Source organism: Pseudomonas cavernae, from assembly GCF_003595175.1.
GTDB lineage: Bacteria > Pseudomonadota > Gammaproteobacteria > Pseudomonadales > Pseudomonadaceae > Aquipseudomonas > Aquipseudomonas cavernae.
In genome coordinates this window covers 2,867,494-2,882,817 of sequence record NZ_CP032419.1, presented here as the reverse complement: position 1 = coordinate 2,882,817, position 15,324 = coordinate 2,867,494, and the positions used below count along the sequence as shown (strand labels likewise).

Annotated in this window: 19 protein-coding genes and 1 tRNA gene; 10 read left to right on the top strand and 10 right to left on the bottom strand. The window is 63.2% G+C overall.

Annotated elements, in window-relative coordinates; all coding sequences use genetic code 11:
• Positions 1 to 103: 103 nt before the first annotated feature.
• Positions 104 to 310: a type III secretion system co-regulatory protein PtrC gene (gene ptrC / locus D3880_RS13175; protein WP_119893899.1), complete on the bottom strand. Its 207-nt coding sequence runs from the start codon at positions 308 to 310 to the stop codon at positions 104 to 106.
• 51 nt (positions 311 to 361) lie between these two features.
• Entirely contained in the window at positions 362 to 487 is a 126-nt protein-coding gene (locus D3880_RS23205; protein WP_274381165.1) for a hypothetical protein, read from the bottom strand.
• Between the two features lie 292 nt (positions 488 to 779).
• Here D3880_RS23205 and D3880_RS13170 point away from each other — a divergent pair, with 292 nt between their 5' ends.
• Positions 780 to 1,508 carry an amidotransferase gene (locus D3880_RS13170; protein WP_119893898.1) on the top strand — a complete coding sequence of 243 codons (729 nt, stop codon included), beginning with the start codon at positions 780 to 782 and terminating at the stop codon, positions 1,506 to 1,508.
• A 61-nt stretch (positions 1,509 to 1,569) separates the two neighbouring features.
• On the opposite strand, the gene D3880_RS13165 is transcribed toward D3880_RS13170, so the two are convergent.
• A complete protein-coding gene (locus D3880_RS13165) occupies positions 1,570 to 2,541 on the bottom strand; it encodes a magnesium and cobalt transport protein CorA (RefSeq protein WP_119893897.1) in 972 nt (323 codons plus the stop codon).
• A 169-nt stretch (positions 2,542 to 2,710) separates the two neighbouring features.
• Here D3880_RS13165 and D3880_RS13160 point away from each other — a divergent pair, with 169 nt between their 5' ends.
• Entirely contained in the window at positions 2,711 to 3,541 is an 831-nt protein-coding gene (locus tag D3880_RS13160) for an alpha/beta fold hydrolase (RefSeq protein WP_119893896.1), read from the top strand.
• 468 nt (positions 3,542 to 4,009) lie between these two features.
• On the opposite strand, the gene D3880_RS22880 is transcribed toward D3880_RS13160, so the two are convergent.
• From D3880_RS22880 to D3880_RS13140, 3 genes are all read right to left on the bottom strand, one after another.
• Positions 4,010 to 4,186: a hypothetical protein gene (locus D3880_RS22880; RefSeq protein WP_177412172.1), complete on the bottom strand. Its 177-nt coding sequence runs from the start codon at positions 4,184 to 4,186 to the stop codon at positions 4,010 to 4,012.
• A gap of 13 nt (positions 4,187 to 4,199) precedes the next feature.
• The gene (locus D3880_RS13145) at positions 4,200 to 4,982 is read right to left on the bottom strand and encodes a DUF2092 domain-containing protein (RefSeq protein WP_119893894.1); all 783 of its coding nucleotides are present in this window, start codon (positions 4,980 to 4,982) and stop codon (positions 4,200 to 4,202) included.
• Between the two features lie 149 nt (positions 4,983 to 5,131).
• Entirely contained in the window at positions 5,132 to 5,821 is a 690-nt protein-coding gene (locus D3880_RS13140; protein ID WP_119893893.1) for a crotonase/enoyl-CoA hydratase family protein, read from the bottom strand.
• Positions 5,822 to 6,044: 223 nt separating this feature from the next.
• Between D3880_RS13140 and D3880_RS13135 the strand changes: the two genes are divergently transcribed.
• From D3880_RS13135 to efp, 3 genes are all read left to right on the top strand, one after another.
• Positions 6,045 to 6,134 (top strand) — tRNA-Ser (locus D3880_RS13135).
• Between the two features lie 149 nt (positions 6,135 to 6,283).
• Positions 6,284 to 7,426: an elongation factor P maturation arginine rhamnosyltransferase EarP gene (gene earP / locus D3880_RS13130; RefSeq protein WP_119895739.1), complete on the top strand. Its 1,143-nt coding sequence runs from the start codon at positions 6,284 to 6,286 to the stop codon at positions 7,424 to 7,426.
• Between the two features lie 34 nt (positions 7,427 to 7,460).
• Positions 7,461 to 8,036 carry an elongation factor P gene (gene efp / locus D3880_RS13125; RefSeq protein WP_119893892.1) on the top strand — a complete coding sequence of 192 codons (576 nt, stop codon included), beginning with the start codon at positions 7,461 to 7,463 and terminating at the stop codon, positions 8,034 to 8,036.
• Between the two features lie 75 nt (positions 8,037 to 8,111).
• Here the strand turns inward: efp and D3880_RS13120 are convergent, their stop codons facing one another.
• Both D3880_RS13120 and D3880_RS13115 read right to left on the bottom strand, forming a co-directional pair.
• Entirely contained in the window at positions 8,112 to 8,540 is a 429-nt protein-coding gene (locus D3880_RS13120) for an organic hydroperoxide resistance protein (RefSeq protein ID WP_119893891.1), read from the bottom strand.
• A 144-nt stretch (positions 8,541 to 8,684) separates the two neighbouring features.
• On the bottom strand, positions 8,685 to 9,134 hold the full coding sequence (locus D3880_RS13115; RefSeq protein WP_119893890.1) for a MarR family winged helix-turn-helix transcriptional regulator: 450 nt from the start codon (positions 9,132 to 9,134) through the stop codon (positions 8,685 to 8,687).
• A gap of 148 nt (positions 9,135 to 9,282) precedes the next feature.
• Here D3880_RS13115 and D3880_RS13110 point away from each other — a divergent pair, with 148 nt between their 5' ends.
• Entirely contained in the window at positions 9,283 to 9,789 is a 507-nt protein-coding gene (locus D3880_RS13110; protein ID WP_119893889.1) for an RDD family protein, read from the top strand.
• A gap of 7 nt (positions 9,790 to 9,796) precedes the next feature.
• Here D3880_RS13110 and D3880_RS13105 read toward each other — a convergent pair whose 3' ends face one another.
• Positions 9,797 to 10,651, bottom strand: coding sequence for a LysR family transcriptional regulator (locus D3880_RS13105; RefSeq protein WP_119893888.1), 855 nt, complete (start codon positions 10,649 to 10,651; stop codon positions 9,797 to 9,799).
• A gap of 96 nt (positions 10,652 to 10,747) precedes the next feature.
• On the opposite strand from D3880_RS13105, the gene D3880_RS13100 reads away from it, so the two are divergent.
• Genes D3880_RS13100 through D3880_RS13085 form a run of 4 tightly spaced genes read left to right on the top strand, consistent with a single transcriptional unit; the run spans position 10,748 to position 13,695 of the window.
• Positions 10,748 to 10,996, top strand: a complete 249-nt coding sequence (locus tag D3880_RS13100) for a DUF1127 domain-containing protein (protein ID WP_238474349.1) — start codon at positions 10,748 to 10,750, stop codon at positions 10,994 to 10,996.
• A gap of 52 nt (positions 10,997 to 11,048) precedes the next feature.
• Positions 11,049 to 11,519 carry a DUF3291 domain-containing protein gene (locus D3880_RS13095; RefSeq protein WP_119893886.1) on the top strand — a complete coding sequence of 157 codons (471 nt, stop codon included), beginning with the start codon at positions 11,049 to 11,051 and terminating at the stop codon, positions 11,517 to 11,519.
• Positions 11,516 to 12,451 carry a DMT family transporter gene (locus D3880_RS13090; RefSeq protein WP_119893885.1) on the top strand — a complete coding sequence of 312 codons (936 nt, stop codon included), beginning with the start codon at positions 11,516 to 11,518 and terminating at the stop codon, positions 12,449 to 12,451. The genes D3880_RS13095 and D3880_RS13090 overlap by 4 nt, the downstream gene beginning before the upstream one ends.
• A gap of 32 nt (positions 12,452 to 12,483) precedes the next feature.
• Positions 12,484 to 13,695, top strand: a complete 1,212-nt coding sequence (locus D3880_RS13085) for a winged helix-turn-helix domain-containing protein (RefSeq protein WP_119893884.1) — start codon at positions 12,484 to 12,486, stop codon at positions 13,693 to 13,695.
• A gap of 204 nt (positions 13,696 to 13,899) precedes the next feature.
• On the opposite strand, the gene D3880_RS13080 is transcribed toward D3880_RS13085, so the two are convergent.
• A complete protein-coding gene (locus D3880_RS13080) occupies positions 13,900 to 15,246 on the bottom strand; it encodes a class II 3-deoxy-7-phosphoheptulonate synthase (protein WP_119893883.1) in 1,347 nt (448 codons plus the stop codon).
• Between the last annotated feature and the right edge of the window lie 78 nt (positions 15,247 to 15,324).

The window sequence follows — 15,324 nt, the reverse complement described above, 5'->3', positions numbered from 1 at the left end:
CGGCTTGTTTACTGGGTCCCCGCATTCGCGGGGACGACGCTGGTGGCGGAGCGTTTCCCTTCACTTCGTCGTTCCCACGCAGGCAGGTGTTCTGTTCGAACCTTTAATTGGCCGCCTGCTGAAACTGTTGCCAGACGGCCTGCTGGATGGCCTGGCGCTCGCCGGGCGAGGTCGGCAGGTGCAGGGTCAGCAGGCTGCCATCGTCCATCTGAAAGGCGAGCTCCGATTCGAAGCGCAACTCGCAGTTCTCCAGGCTGGCATAGGTCACGCCGTAGGCTGGGGGGCTGGAAAGATTCTGGGCGACGGTCATGTGAGGCTCCTGTAAGTAGTCGGCGCCGCCTTGCGGCACGCCGGGCGGGGCTTACTGCGGCTTTTTCTCGCTGCTGTCCGCGGCGCGGCGGGTCTTGACCTGGTAGCGCTGCGGTTCACTGCTGCCAATGAAGGCGGAAGCGGCGATCAGGCTGGCGATGGCGGCGTATTTGCTCATGCGGGTGTCCTCTATGTCGGATGGGGCGAACCCCGATGGCTGCATGATTGCCGAGCCGCCGTGCGCGCAGAAGTGAATGGCCTTCATGGTAAATATCGAGGCGAATGATGGTTGCGCCGTGTCGCGCTGCCCGCGCCGATGTTGTGTTTTATTGACGCCGGCTGACGTCCATAGCTATGAGTCTATTGGTCTGATTCGGTGTTTAACGCCAGCCGGTGGTTTTCTTGCGGCTGTCGCTGTGTTAGATAAATCGCACAATCGGAACCGCTGTTCATTGCATCAGGACTACCCCATGGCGTTACGCATCTGCATTCTGGAAACCGACGTTCTGCGTCCCGAGTTGGTCGATCAATATCAAGGCTACGGGCGGATGTTCGAGCAACTCTTCGCCCGTCAGCCGATTGCCGCCGAGTTCAGCATCTACAACGTGGTTGCGGGTGACTATCCGCCGGACTCCGAGCGCTTCGACGCCTACCTGGTGACCGGCAGCAAGGCCGACTCCTTCGGCAGCGATCCGTGGATCCAGACCCTCAAGACCTACCTGCTCGAGCGTTACGAGCGCGGCGACAAGCTACTTGGCGTCTGTTTCGGTCACCAGCTACTGGCCTTGCTGCTGGGCGGCAAAGCCGAGCGCGCGGCACAGGGTTGGGGCGTCGGCACGCACAACTATCGGATTGCGGAACAGCCGCAATGGATGACGCCGACGCTGGAGGATCTGACCCTGCTGATCAGCCACCAGGACCAAGTCACGGCGCTGCCGGAGAACGCCACGCTGATCGCTTCCAGCGATTTCTGCCCGCATGCGGCCTACGCCATCAACGACCAGGTGCTGTGCTTCCAGGGCCACCCCGAGTTTATCCACGACTATTCGCGCGCGCTGCTGGACATCCGCCAGCAGCATCTGGGCGAGCAGATCTACCAGCAGGCTATTTCCAGCTTGGACCAAGACCACCAGGGCACCGTGGTGGCGGAATGGATGATGCGCTTCGTCGCGCTAGGCCGTGAGGCCGAGCCGGCCTGAGGCTTTAGACAGAAATGCAAAAGCCCGATTCGCTCGGGCTTTTTTCTGTGCGGCGATGACGCTACAGCCAGCCCATGCGCTTGAAGTTGAAGTGCAGCCCGGTGCAGCCGACGGCGATGATGCCGAGCACGCCGAAATAGCCGTAGTGCCAGGTCAGTTCCGGCATGTTCTGGAAGTTCATCCCATAGATACCGGCCACCGCGGTGGGAAAGGCGAGAATCGCCGCCCAGGCGGCGAACTTGCGCTGCACGATGCTCTGCCGCGACGACTCCAGCAGCAGACCGACCTCGATGGCGTGGTCGGCCATTTCCCGCAGGGCGGTGAGGTCTTCCAGCAGGCGCTGGACGTGAATCGCCACGTCGCGGAAGTACGGGCGCATGTGCTTGTTGATGAAGGGGAAGTCCAGGTGTTGCAGGTCTTCGCAGATCTCCCCCAGCGGCGCCAGATAGCGGCGCAGGCGCAACAGATCGCGGCGCATGCTCTGGATCTGCTCGACGTCGGCCTGGCTCAGCGGATTGTTGAGGACGTGCTGTTCGATGTCCTCCAGTTCGGCATTGAAACGATCCAGCAGCGGCCGGTAGTTCTCGATCACGAAACTGAGCAGGGCGTAGAGTACGAAGTCCTCGCCGTGCTGGAGCAGTTGCGGCTGGGCTTCGCTGCGCTGGCGCACCTGTGCATAAGACGGCGACTCACCGTAGCGGGCACTGATCACATAGCCTTTGCCGGCGAACAGCTGGGTTTCGATGAAGACCAGCTTGTCGTCTTCGACTATCGGCGAATAGAGCACCATGAACAGCGCATCGCCGAAGGTTTCCAGCTTGGGGCGGGTGTGCTGCAGCAGGGCGTCTTCGATGGCCAGGGCGTGCAGGTTGAATTGCTTCTGCAGGCTGAGCAGTTCTTCGCTGCCGGGGTCGTGCAGACCGATCCAGACGAAGTGACCGGCTTTGGCAGCCCAGCTGCTGCCTTCGTCGAGGGAAATGTCGGTGACTTTCTTGCCTTTGGTATAAACCGCTGCCGCAACAACTCGCGCCATGTTGTGATCCGTTCTCTGCTAGTGAAAGTGCCGGGCAGGCCCATAGGCAGGTTAACCCAGCTTGGGGGAATGTCTCATCTCGGCGGCTCTGGCGAATTTAGAGCAGTTGCTCTAAATTCGCAGCAGTCCATTCGCCACGCTTGGCCGACAAGAATAAGGAGCTGCTGGGATGTCCCATGCCGTGCAGTTTGCCAATGGTCGCTGCCATTGTCCGTTCAGTCTTTACCCGGCCGGGCCTGGCGCGCCGGTACTGATCGTGCTGCCGGCCCTGGGGGTGGCCGCGCGCAAATATGAGGGCTTGGCCCAGTGCCTGGTGCAGACCGGGCTGAATGTGCTGGTCGCCGATTGGCCAGGGCAGGGCGAGAGCCGGCCGCGGCCGTCGCGGCAGTTCGATTATGGTTATCGCCAGCTGGTCGAGGATTTCGTGCCGCAACTCCTGGCGGCAGCCCGGCAGCACTTTCCCAGCAGCCGTGCGGTATTGCTCGGCCATAGCCTCGGCGGTCAGGTCGCCACCCTGTATGCCGCCGCCAATCCGCACAGTGGCGTGGCGGTGATCGGCGTGGCCTGCGGGAATATCCACTATCGGCATTGGCGCGGTGTGCGCCGGCTGCTGACGCCGAGCGTGGCGGTGGTGTTCAACCTGCTGACCGCGGTGCTCGGCTACCTGCCGGGTAAGCAGGTCGGCTTCGGTGGCCACGAGGCGCGTAGCCTGATGCGTGACTGGGGGCGGGTGGCCTGGACCGGTCACTTCCGTCACACCGGCCTGCTACTAGTGGCAAGTGCGGAGAACCCAACTGCTTCGCTGTACATCACCATCGACGACGATCACTTCGCGCCTCTGGCCTCGACGCGTGGGTTGGCCGAGCTGATACAGGCGCGCCCGCAGGTCGAGCGCTTGCCGTCACCGCGGCCGCCGGCGGAAAACCCCCACAGCGCCTGGTTGAAGGCGCCGCAAACGGTGGTCGAGAGCATCGCCGGCTGGTTGCGCGCGGCGCGCTGAAGTAAGCCGCCGGAGGGCGCCGCTCATCGCGCGCGAAGGCGCCCAGGCGGGCCGCGTTCCAGCACCTCAGCGTGGCGCGGCTACCACGACATATTGCACCTGAGTCCCGATGTACTGTGGCTGATACCAAGTGCTACCACATTGCTGGTAGGTCACACCGTTGACCAGCACCGGCACGCAGTTGGCTGGAACGCTGTTGACCACAGAGCCAATGACCAGGGCTGTGGTGGCACCGACTACCACGCTGGCAAGCACCGGGTCGTACCAGCCATAGGGGTAATGTGGTGGTGGTGGTGGTGGTGGTGGTGGTGGTGGTGGTGGTGGTGGCCCTGGATGCGGCCCAGGTCCGGGCGGTGGCGGCACCGGATAGGGCGCCGGTCCTGGGCCCGGGGGTGGTCCCGGGTGGGGCGCCGGTCCTGGCAGCGGGGCGGGGGGAGGCGTGGGCCCCGGCCCCGGCTCGTAGTGATGCTAGATGCCGCCGCCCATCGAGCCGGGCATCGGCCGTTGCCCGGTGTGCAGGGCGAAGTTGGGATGCTGGAACACCTGGGTGCGGGCGCCGCCGCGCAGGTGCCAGGCTTGGGCCAGCGGACTCAGGAGTATGAGCGCAGCAAGGCCGGCGCTGACAATTTTGTGTAGTTTCGCCATTGCGGGCCTCCTATCACTCTTCAGCACGTGCCGGTTGAGCAGGTTCGAGTTGCCGCAGTTCGACCGACAGGGCCCCCTCCGGTGTTTTGAACTGGAAGGTGCTGGCGGTGAAGTCCGGGTTGAGCTTCCAGTTCAGGCGGATCCCATGCTGCGGCCGCGCCTCGTCGTTGCGGTTGGTTAGCTGCAGCTGGCATGGCAGCGGCTGCTTGCCGTTTTCCAGCCACAGTTGCCAGTCGACGCCCTCCTGCCGGTAGGCGTAGTGCTCACAGCTTTTGCTTCCGAGCTTTTCGGTCCCGAGGTAGAGCGCCGACTGCAGGCTGTCCGGCGAGCTCTTGCCGCTCCCCCAATAGAACAAGTCGGCCAGCGGCAACTGGATGCCATACCGACCTTCGAGTTGGTCGAGCAGTGCGTCGATATCCTTTGGCGCTTCGAGTCGGCTGTAGTAGTTGTGCCGGGTACCGTATAGGACGAAGTGACTGCCATCGTAGTACAGGCTCCTGAGGTACTGGCCGTCATCGACGGTGACCTGCAGCTTGTTCGGGCGCTGGACCTTAAGTTCGGTACGGTGGGCAAGCTGGACGGTCTGGCCGGTACCGAGCACTTGGTCGGTGGTGCTTGTCGCACTGATCTCGAAACGCTCGAGCGAGCGCAGGTAGCCACCCATCTTCTGCAAGGCGCTGAGCGCCTTGGCGTCGCGTTCGTAGGTGATGGCCGGTGCGGGCGGATCGGCGGCCAGCGCGGGACCGCTCAGGGCTGCCAGCAGGAGAGCGGCTGCCAGAGGTGGACACTTTTGCATATGAGGTTCCTTTCCCGTTGAGTATTGCGGATCGTCCAGGTGCCAGGTTGTTCCAGCATAGCCGCTGTGCTGTCGGGAGCTGCCGGCGGGAACTGCACGCAATAAAAAGCCCGGCAAAAGCCGGGCTCGGGAAGCTCTGCGGGCGGGCCTCAGACGATGTGCTGGCGATCCAGTTCGATGGCCTTGTCGAGGGCTTCCAGCAGGGCCTTGCGTACCTTCAGCTTGGTGTTGCGGTGCGCGGTCATGTTGATCTTCTTCAGCTGCTGGGCAGCGGCAACCGCCGTGGCCATCAACTGCTCGACCGGTACCACCTTGTCGAGGAAGCCAGCGTCCACGGCGCTCTGCGGATCGAACATCTCGCCGTTGATCACTGAGCGATGGAACGCCGACTTGCGCAGTCGATCGCGGGCCAGTTCGATGCCGACATGGTGCATGGTCATGCCGATCTGCACTTCGTTCAGGCCGATGCTGAACGGGCCTTCGACACCGATGCGGTAATCGGCGGAGAGCAGGATGAAGGCACCTTTGGCTACCGCATGGCCAGGGCAGGCGACGATGACCGGGAAGGGATGCGCGAGCATGCGGCGGGCCAAGGTGGAGCCGGCGGCGACCAGATCGATCGCATTCTGCGGGCCGGAGGTCATCACCTTGAGGTCGTAGCCGCCGGAGAGAATGCCCGGCTGGCCGGTGATGATCACCACCGCGCGGTCTTGCTCGGCGCGGTCCAGCGCGGCATTGAAGGCCGCGATCACGTCCGGGGAGATGGCGTTGACCTTGCCGTTGCTCAGGGTCAGGGTGGCGATGCCATCTTCGAGTTGGTAGCTGATCAGATCGCTCATGGCGAAGTTCCTTGCTGAGGCAGATGCGGAGGGTGGGCAGACGTTACCCATCCGCCTACCCCAGGTAAAGCGCCATGACTGACCGATGAGTCACCCGGGAAGAAACCCACGGCCTTGGGCTTTTGGCTTAAGCGCATGAATCTCCAGCAAAAAAACTTTGCCTTTAGTCATCTGTTCGGATAGATTAGCGCGCCTCGACGGACCATAAGGTCTGGCGAGATCCGGTGAAGTGTCCGAGCGGTTGAAGGAGCACGCCTGGAAAGTGTGTATACAGGAAACTGTATCAAGGGTTCGAATCCCTTCTTCACCGCCACTTTCGCGAAACCCCTGAGAGAGCAATCCTCAGGGGTTTTTTGCTTTCTGGGCCTTAGGGATTTTGCCAAGCTGAGCGTATGGGTGGTCTGGCTGCTCAGTCTGGACAGTGCCCTGGCAGCGTTCAGCCATGCCATTATGGAGTCGTCGATGAAAACCACCTGGGACATCTTCTGCAGCGTCGTCGACAACTATGGCGATATCGGCGTGACCTGGCGTCTCGCCCGCCAGTTGGTGGCCGAGTATGGTCAGACCGTGCGCTTGTGGGTGGATGATCTGCGTGCGTTCGTGCGCCTCTGTCCAGAGGCCGATGCGGCGGCCGACAGCCAGTGGCGGCAGGGAGTCGAAGTGCGGGTGTGGCATCCGGACTGGCAGGCGGTCGAGCCGGCGCAGGTAGTGATCGAGGCCTTCGCCTGTCATCTGCCGCCTGCCTATATCGCGGCCATGGCGGCGAAGCCCAAGGTGCTGTGGCTGAATCTGGAGTATCTCAGCGCCGAAGACTGGGTCGGCGGCTGCCATGGGCTGCCTTCGCCGCAGGGCAATGGTTTGCAGAAGTTCTTCTTCTTCCCCGGCTTTACCGGCGATACCGGTGGCCTGTTGCGCGAGAGCGATCTGCTCGCCCGGCGCCAGGCATTTCAGGCCGACCAGGCTGCGCAGGCCGCGTTTCTGTTCGGTCTGGGCGTGCAGCGGCAGCCCGGCGCGCAATTGATCTCCTTATTTGCCTATGAAAACCCTGGCCTGGCGAGTTGGTTGGATGCGCTGGCGGCGGGTGCCGCGTCAATCCAGTTGCTAGTGCCGCAGGGGCGCATCCTTGGTGACCTACAGGCCTGGCTCGGGATCGAGGATATGGCGGTGGGCGGCAGTTGGCGGCGTGGCAACCTGCAGGTCCACCTGCTGCCGTTCGTGCGCCAGGAGGACTACGACCTGCTGCTGTGGTGTTGCGATGCCAATATCGTGCGTGGCGAGGACTCCTTCGTGCGCGCGCAATGGGCCGGGCGCCCGCTGCTTTGGCACATCTATGAGCAGGACGAGCAGGTGCACTGGGATAAGCTCAACGCCTTTCTGAGCCTGTACCGGCAAGGGCTGTCGCCGGCGGCGGACGCGGCCTTGAGCGGCCTGTGGCGGGCGTGGAATGCAGGTGAGAGAATAGGTGAAAGCTGGTCGGCCTGTCTGGAGGCGTGGCCGGAGGTGGCCGAACATGCCGAGCGCTGGTGTCTGCAGCAGGCTTCCCGTCCTGATCTTGCCGCGGCGCTGGTACTGTTTTACCGAAATTGGCTATCATGCGCGCCTTAGAAATTCGTATCTCCATCTAAATCCGGATATTTGTATGAAAACCGCACAAGAAATGAAGCCCAACAGTGTGGCCCTGATCGACGGTCAGCCTTGGCTTATCCAGAAAGCCGAGTTCACCAAGTCCGGTCGTAACAGCGCCATCGTCAAAATGAAGCTGAAGAACCTTATCAACGGCTCCAAGACCGAGACCGTTTACAAGGCCGACGACAAGATGGAGCCGGTGATCCTCGAGCGTAAGGAAGTGTCCCTGTCCTACATCAGCGGCACCGACTACGTGTTCATGGATCCGGAGTACAACTCCTACGAACTGCGCGCCGAAGACCTGGAAAGCGTTCTGCCGTTCATCGAAGAAGGCATGACCGACGTGTGCGAAGCCGTGTTCTTCGAAGGCAAAGTGATCTCCGTTGACCTGCCGACCACCATCGTTCGTCAGATCACCTACACCGAGAACTCCGCCCGTGGCGACACTTCCGGCAAGGTGATGAAGCCGGCCAAGCTGAGCAACGGTACCGAAGTCAAAGTTGCTGATTTCTGCAACATCGACGACTGGATTGAAATCGATACCCGCGACGGCTCCTACAAAGGCCGTACCCAAGCGCCGCAGGCCTAAGCCTTCGATGCGACAAAAAAGCCCGGCATTGCCGGGCTTTTTCGTTTCTGCCGTTTTGCTCAGCAGGGGATTGCTTCAGACGCTGACGTTCAGGCGCACATCGATGTTGCCGCGGGTGGCGTTGGAGTAGGGGCAGACCTGGTGGGCGGCGGCGACCAACTCTTCGGCGACGGCGCGCTCGAGGCCGGGCAGGCTGATGTTCAGTTCCACTTCCAGGCCGAAGCCGCCGGGGATCTGGCCGATGCCAACCTTGCCGGTGATCGAGGCGTCGGTCGGGAAGGCTTGTTTCTTCTGACCGGCGACAAACTTCAGGGCACCGATGAAGCAGGCCGAGTAGCCGGCGGCGAACAGCTGTTCCGGGTTGGTGGCTTCACCGCCCTGGCCGCCCAGCTCGCGGGGGGTGGTGAGTTTCACGTCCAGATAGCCATTGGAGGAAACGGCACGGCCATCACGGCCGCCGGTGGCAGTTGCGGTTGCAGTATAGAGGGCTTTGACGGCTTGCATGGCGGTATCTCCAATTTGTTTGCTAGGTAAAATATTGCGCGCTAACTAAGTGCGTGGCGCGGAAGTTACGTGCGATTTATTTAGTGCGCAAGATATTCTTTGGAGAGATTTGCAATAAGCCTGCGGGCTTTGGGGAATATGGCTCTAGATCGCCTTGTGCAAGCTGTCGCGTAGACTGACCAGTTCTTGTTTCAGCGCGAGGAGCTGGTCGATCGACTGCTCGGTGGTCTTGAGGATGCAGGCGGGGACCGACTCGGCCTGCTGCTGCAAGGTGCGGCCCTTGGCGGTTAGGCGCAACTCCACCACACGCTCATCGGCGCTGCTGCGGGTGCGGCTGAGCAAGCCTTCGGCCTCCAGGCGCTTGAGCAGCGGGGTGACCGAACCCGGATCGGTCAACAGGCGCTGGCTGAGTTCGCCGACCGTGATGCCGTCGCCCTCCCAGAGCACCAGCATGGCCAGGTATTGCGGGTAGGTGAGGTTGAGCGCTTGCAGCAAGGGTTTGTAGACCTTGGTCATCGCCAGCGAAGTGGAATACAGGGCGAAGCACAGCTGGTTGTCGAGGCGCAGTTGTTCGCAGGTGTTGGAACGAGGCATGGCGGGAATCCGGAAGTAAACCTGGCATTAATTTAGCGCGCTTAACTTTCGCGCTCTAGATTTTTCTGGCGGATCGCCATGGCGCTTCTTTGCTTGTTCGCCCATTGCCGCCACACTGGTCGGCATCAATCCACGCAAGGAACGCACGATGAGCCAGGTCGAAAACCCTTACCAAACACCCCAGGCGACCCTGCAGGGCGAGCTCGAAGCACCGCTCCTCGCCAGTCGCGGCGCCCGTCTGGGGGCGGCGTTGATCGATGGTCTGATCATGTGCCTGTTGAGTGTGCCGCTGTTCTATAAACTGGGTTTCTATGACGGCTTGACGACGGGGCAGGAGCCCGCTTTCGGCTTGCAAGTACTGGGCGCGTTGATCGGCTTGGCGGCTTTCTTGCTGGTCAACGGTCTGTTGCTCAAGCGCTATGGGCAGACGGTCGGCAAGCGCCTACTCAAGCTCGCCATCGTCGATCTGGACGGCAACACGCCCGCCTTCCTGCCCATGTACCTGAAGCGCTACCTGCTCTGGGGCGCGATCGTCTATGTGCCGGTGATCGGCTGGCTGCTGGTGCTGATCGACTGCCTGTTCATCTTCCGCGGCGATCGCCGCTGCCTGCACGATCTGACCGCATCGACCCGAGTGGTTTCGCGGCTGGGCTGAGCCGAGATCAGATCCGAAAGCCTTCGGCGATATGCTCGGCGAGGGTTTCGGTGACCTGCGACTGGCTGTGCGGGTTGCGCAGCAGCACGATGCTGGCCATCGGCATGCGTGGCAGGCCTTCGGCTTCGCCGATGATGCGCATGTCCGGGGTGATCAGGCTCTGCAACTGGGCGGTGATGGCCAGGCCGGCGCTGACCACCGCCATGATCGCCGACAGACTGGGGCTGGTGTAGGCGATACGGTACTCGCGCTCCATGGCGTCCAGCGCGTTGCAGGCCCAGTTCCGGCAGAAGCAGTCGCCGTTGAACATCGCCAGCGGCAGCGGCTCCTGTTCATGGGGGCTGAAGCCTTGGGCTTCGGCCCAGACCAAGCGTTCCTGACGCAGCAACTGGCCGATTTCCTTGCCTGGCTCGCGGGTGACGATGGTCAGGTCGAGGTCCTGGCGCTGCAGAAGTTGGTAAGAGGGCTCGCAGTGCAATTCCACCTGAACCAGCGGAAAGCTCTGGGCGAAGCGCGACAGAATCCCCGGCAGAAAACGCATGACGTAGTCATCCGGCGTGCCGATGCGCACCGAACCGACCATGTGCGGTTCGCGCAGGGTGTTGAGCACTTCACCGTGCAGTTTGAGGATGCGCCGCGCGTAGCCGAGCAGCACCTGGCCTTCCGGCGTCAGCCGCACCTGGCGGCCGTCACGCTCGAACACCGGGCGCTGCAGCACATCTTCTTCCAGGCGTTTCATCTGCATGCTCACCGCCGACTGGGTGCGGTTGACGGCCTCAGCCGCGCGGGTGAAGCCGCCGTGATCGGCAATGGCGACGAAGGTGCGCAGCAGTTCGGTGTCGATGCTGGGGTAGGTGGCCATTCATCAATCTCCAAGATGCAGTGCATCAGAAACATTCGTTGGATTGATCTTATTCCCGGTCGGACACTAGCGCCATCCCCAAGGGAGGGCGATGCGATGAAAAGTCAATTTGGTAAAGCACAATTTGGTTTTGTCGGCACTCAGCCACTGTTCAAGACGCCAACGGAGCGGCGTAACTGGTGGCGAGCGCTGCGCTGGCAAGTACGCCGCTGGTACGAGCTGGCGCACCAGCGGCGGCAGCTGGCGATGCTCAGCGATGCGGCGCTGAAGGATCTCGGCCTGAGCCGGGCGGATATCCTGGAGGAAAGCGAACGGCCGTTCTGGGATGATCCGTTCAAGCGTTGAATTGTTCTATCTGGGCATCCGGCGCCGGATGCCCTTCTTTCAAGGAAGGCCTATGAAACAAACCTATCATCTCGCGCAGATCAATATCGCCAGAACCCTTGAGCCACTCGATCACCCGCTGCTGCGGGATTTCGTCGACCAACTCGATGCGGTCAATGCGTTGGCCGAGCAGAGCCCCGGGTTCGTCTGGCGGCTGCAAACGGAAGAGGGGGATGCCACTTCGATCCAGGCGTTCGACGATCCGCTGATCATCGTCAACATGTCGGTGTGGGAGTCGTTCGAGGCGCTCAAGGGCTTCGTCTATTCCGGCGAGCACCTGCGCGTATTGCGCAACCGTGGTAGCTGGATGGAGAAGCTGCAAACGCCGGTCCTGGCGCTATGGTGGATTCCGGCCGGGCAGACTCCCACTCTCGAGTCGGCGAAAACCGCGCTGCGGCTGTTGGAAGAGCAGGGGCCGTCGCCGGTGGCGTTCACCTTTGCCAAGCCTTATCCGGTACCGGAGCACAGTCTGGTGTTGGCATGAGTGGCCAGCGCAAGGGCGCCGACGCCTTTCTGTTCCAACTGATGCTGGGCCTGTGCGCCATCTGGGGCATCCAGCAGGTGGTGATCAAGCTGGCGGCCGCGGATGTTGCGCCACTGATGCAGGTAACGCTGCGTTCGGGTATCGCCGCGCTGCTGGTTGGCCTCTTGATGTGCTGGCGTGGCGGCTGGGAAGGCTTACGCCAGGGCACTTGGCGTGCCGGGCTGCTGGCCGGGTCGTTGTTTGCCCTGGAGTTCTTCTTCATCGCCCTCGGCCTGCAATACACCACGGCTTCGCACATGGCGGTGTTCCTCTATACCGCACCAATCTTTTCTGCCCTCGGCCTGCACCTGCTGCTGCCCAGCGAGCGGCTGCGCGCCTGGCAATGGCTGGGCATCGGCCTGTGCTTCGTTGGCGTTGTCCTGGCCTTCGGCGCCGGGGTGTCGTGGACCGGCATGGATACGCGGATGCTGCTCGGCGATGGCTTCGCATTGCTCGCCGGCATGGCCTGGGGCGCGACTACCGTGGTGGTGCGGGCCTCAAGACTGTCCGAAGCGCCGCCGGGCCTTACCTTGTTCTATCAGCTGTTCGTGGCTTTCCTGTTGCTGTTGGGATTGGCCATTTTCACCGGCCAGGTCGGTGCGGTCAGGTTGACCCCGGTCGGCGTGGCGAGCGTGCTGTTCCAGGGCGTGGTGGTGTCCTTCCTCAGCTATTTCGCCTGGTTCTGGCTGCTGCGCCGTTATCTGGCCTCGAACATGGCGGTGTTCTCCTTCATGACCCCGCTGTTCGGCGTCAGCTTCGGCGTGCTGATCCTCGACGAGCCCTTGAGCCTGAACTTCATCGCCGGCGCTCTGCTGGTGTTGCTGGGGATTACCCTGGTCAGCAGCGACGCCTGGCTGCGCAAACGCTTTGCCGGGCGAGGCCGAGTGGCTTAGGGTGGGGTCGTCTCCCGGTTAGAGGTCGGCGTATGCCCAAGGCTGAGTCCCTATCGCTGCAGCAAGCCCGGCGTCTGGCCTTGGCCGCTCAGGGCTTCGCTGCCCGCCCGCCGCGGACGGTGAAGAGCGCGCACGTCAGCCAGATGATCGAGCGCCTCGGTGTGCTGCAGATCGACTCGGTCAACGCGCTGGTGCGTTCGCATTACCTGCCGCTGTATTCGCGCCTCGGCGATTACTCGCAGAGCCTGCTGGAGCAGGCCGCCTGGGGCCCGCAGCGCAGCCGCAAGCTGTTCGAATACTGGGGTCACGAGGCCTCGTTGCTACCGCTGAGCCTGTATCCATTGCTGCGCTGGCGCATGCGTCGGGCGGCCAGCGGCGAAGGCATCTACGCGCAACTGGCGCGTTTCGGTCGCGAGCAGCAGGACGTGATCCAGCGCGTGCTCCAGGCCGTGCGCGAACAGGGTGCCCTCGGCGCCGGCAGCCTGAGCACGCGGGAAGAGCGCGCCGGGCCCTGGTGGGATTGGAGCGCGGAGAAACATGCGCTGGAATGGCTGTTCGCTGCCGGCGAAGTGACGGTGGCCGGGCGCCGTGGTTTCGAGCGCCTGTACGACCTGCCCGAGCGGGTGCTGCCCGCCGCGCTGCTGAGTCAGCCGGAACTGGATGAGGCCGAAGCCCAGCGGCAATTGCTGCTGCGGGCCGCCTGCGCGCTGGGCGTGGCCACCGAGAAGGACCTGCGCGACTACTTTCGCCTCGGCCCGGCCGACAGCCGCGCACGGCTGGCCGAACTGCTGGAGGCCGGCGCCTTGCTGCCGGTGCAGGTGCAGGGCTGGCGCCAGCCGGCCTACTGTCCGGGCACGCCGAAGACGCTGCGGCGCATCGCGACCAGCGCCTTGCTGTCGCCTTTCGATTCGCTGGTCTGGGAGCGTGAGCGCACCGAGCGGCTGTTCGACTTCCGTTACCGCCTGGAGATCTACACCCCGCAGCACAAACGGGTGTACGGCTACTACGTGCTGCCGTTCCTGCACCATGAACGCCTGGCCGCGCGGGTCGACTTGCGCGCCGAGCGAGCGCACAGCCGCCTGGCGGTGCATGCGGTACACGAGGAGGAAAAGGGCCTGGACGAGGAGGGTATGCACGCCCTAGCCGGGCAGTTGCGCAGCCTGGCGGATTGGCTCGGACTGGCGCAGATCCAGCTGAACTGCAAGCGCAGTAGCGGGGCGCGGTTGAAACCTTTGTTGGCGTAGGGTGGACAACGCTTCGCTTGTCCACCGTTTGGCCGCGGTGGAAAACGCTGCGCGGTTTTCCACCCTACACGTTGTTCTGCGCCTTCCCGAATTGCTCGTAGGACGTACTCGCAGCAGGACGCCCGCGGAGTCAATTGCGCACCGCTGGCGGACTGTTCGCTGGCGCTCCTGAGTCCCCCTACCAAGCACTGTCCGCCAGTGGGATTAGCGGCGTACCTGCTTCAGCGTCTCGGCGATCATGAAGGCCAGCTCCAGCGACTGGTCGGCGTTCATCCGCGGGTCGCAGTGGGTGTGGTAGCGATCCGACAGGGCATCCTCGGTGATCGGCCGGGCGCCGCCGATGCATTCGGTGACGTTCTGCCCGGTCATCTCGATATGGATGCCGCCGGCATAGCTGCCCTCGGCCTGGTGCACGTCGAAGAATTGCCGCACTTCGCTGAGTATCTGCGCGAAGTCGCGGGTCTTGTAGCCGCTGGAGGCCTTGATGGTGTTGCCGTGCATGGGGTCGGAGCTCCACAGCACCTGCTTGCCTTCCTTCTGCACCGCGCGCACCAGGCGCGGCATGTGCGCTTCGACCTTGTCGGCGCCCATGCGCACGATCAGGTTGAGGCGGCCGGGGTCGTTGTCCGGGTTGAGGATGTCGATCAGGCGGATCAGCTCGTCGGTGTCCATGCTCGGGCCGACCTTGACGCCGATGGGGTTGCCGACACCGCGCAGAAACTCGACATGCGCACCGTCCAGCTGGCGGGTGCGGTCGCCGATCCAGAGCATGTGCGCGGAACAGTCATAGTAGCCGCCGGTGAGGCTGTCGCGACGCACGAAGGCTTCTTCGTAGTTGAGCAGCAGCGCTTCGTGGGCGGTGAAGAAGCTGGTCTCGCGCAGTTGCGGCGAGCTGTCCATGCCGCAGGCGCGCATGAACGCCAGGGTTTCGTCGATACGGTCGGCGAGCTGGCTGTATTTCTCCGCCAGCGCCGAGTTGGCGATGAAGTCGAGGTTCCACTGATGCACCTGATGCAGGTCGGCGAAGCCGCCCTGGGCGAAGGCGCGCAGCAGGTTGAGGGTGGCGGTAGCCTGGTGGTAGGCCTGCAGCAGGCGGTCCGGATCGGGCACGCGGCTGGCCTCATCGAAGCCGATGCCGTTGACGATGTCGCCGCGGTAGGCCGGCAGGGTCAGCTCGCCGATGGTCTCGTCGTTGGCCGAGCGCGGTTTGGCGAACTGGCCGGCCATGCGCCCGACTTTCACCACCGGGCAGCCGGCGGCGAAGGTCATGACGATGGCCATCTGCAGCAGCACCTTGAAGGTGTCGCGGATCTTCGCCGCGCTGAACTCGGCGAAGCTCTCGGCGCAGTCGCCGCCCTGGAGAAGGAATGCCCGGCCCTGGGTGACCTCGGCGAACTGGCGGCGCAGTTCACGTGCCTCGCCGGCGAACACCAGCGGCGGATAGCCGGCCAGAGTCCGTTCGACCTCGGCGAGGTGGATGGCGTCGGGGTATTGGGGTTGCTGCTGGATAGGTTTCGCTCTCCAGCTTTCGGGGCTCCAGGTTTGGCTCATCACGGACTCGACACGGCAGCTTTTCTAGGTAACCACATGGTAACCGATTGCCGTCGTGCCTGGCTGCCGATGGCCGTG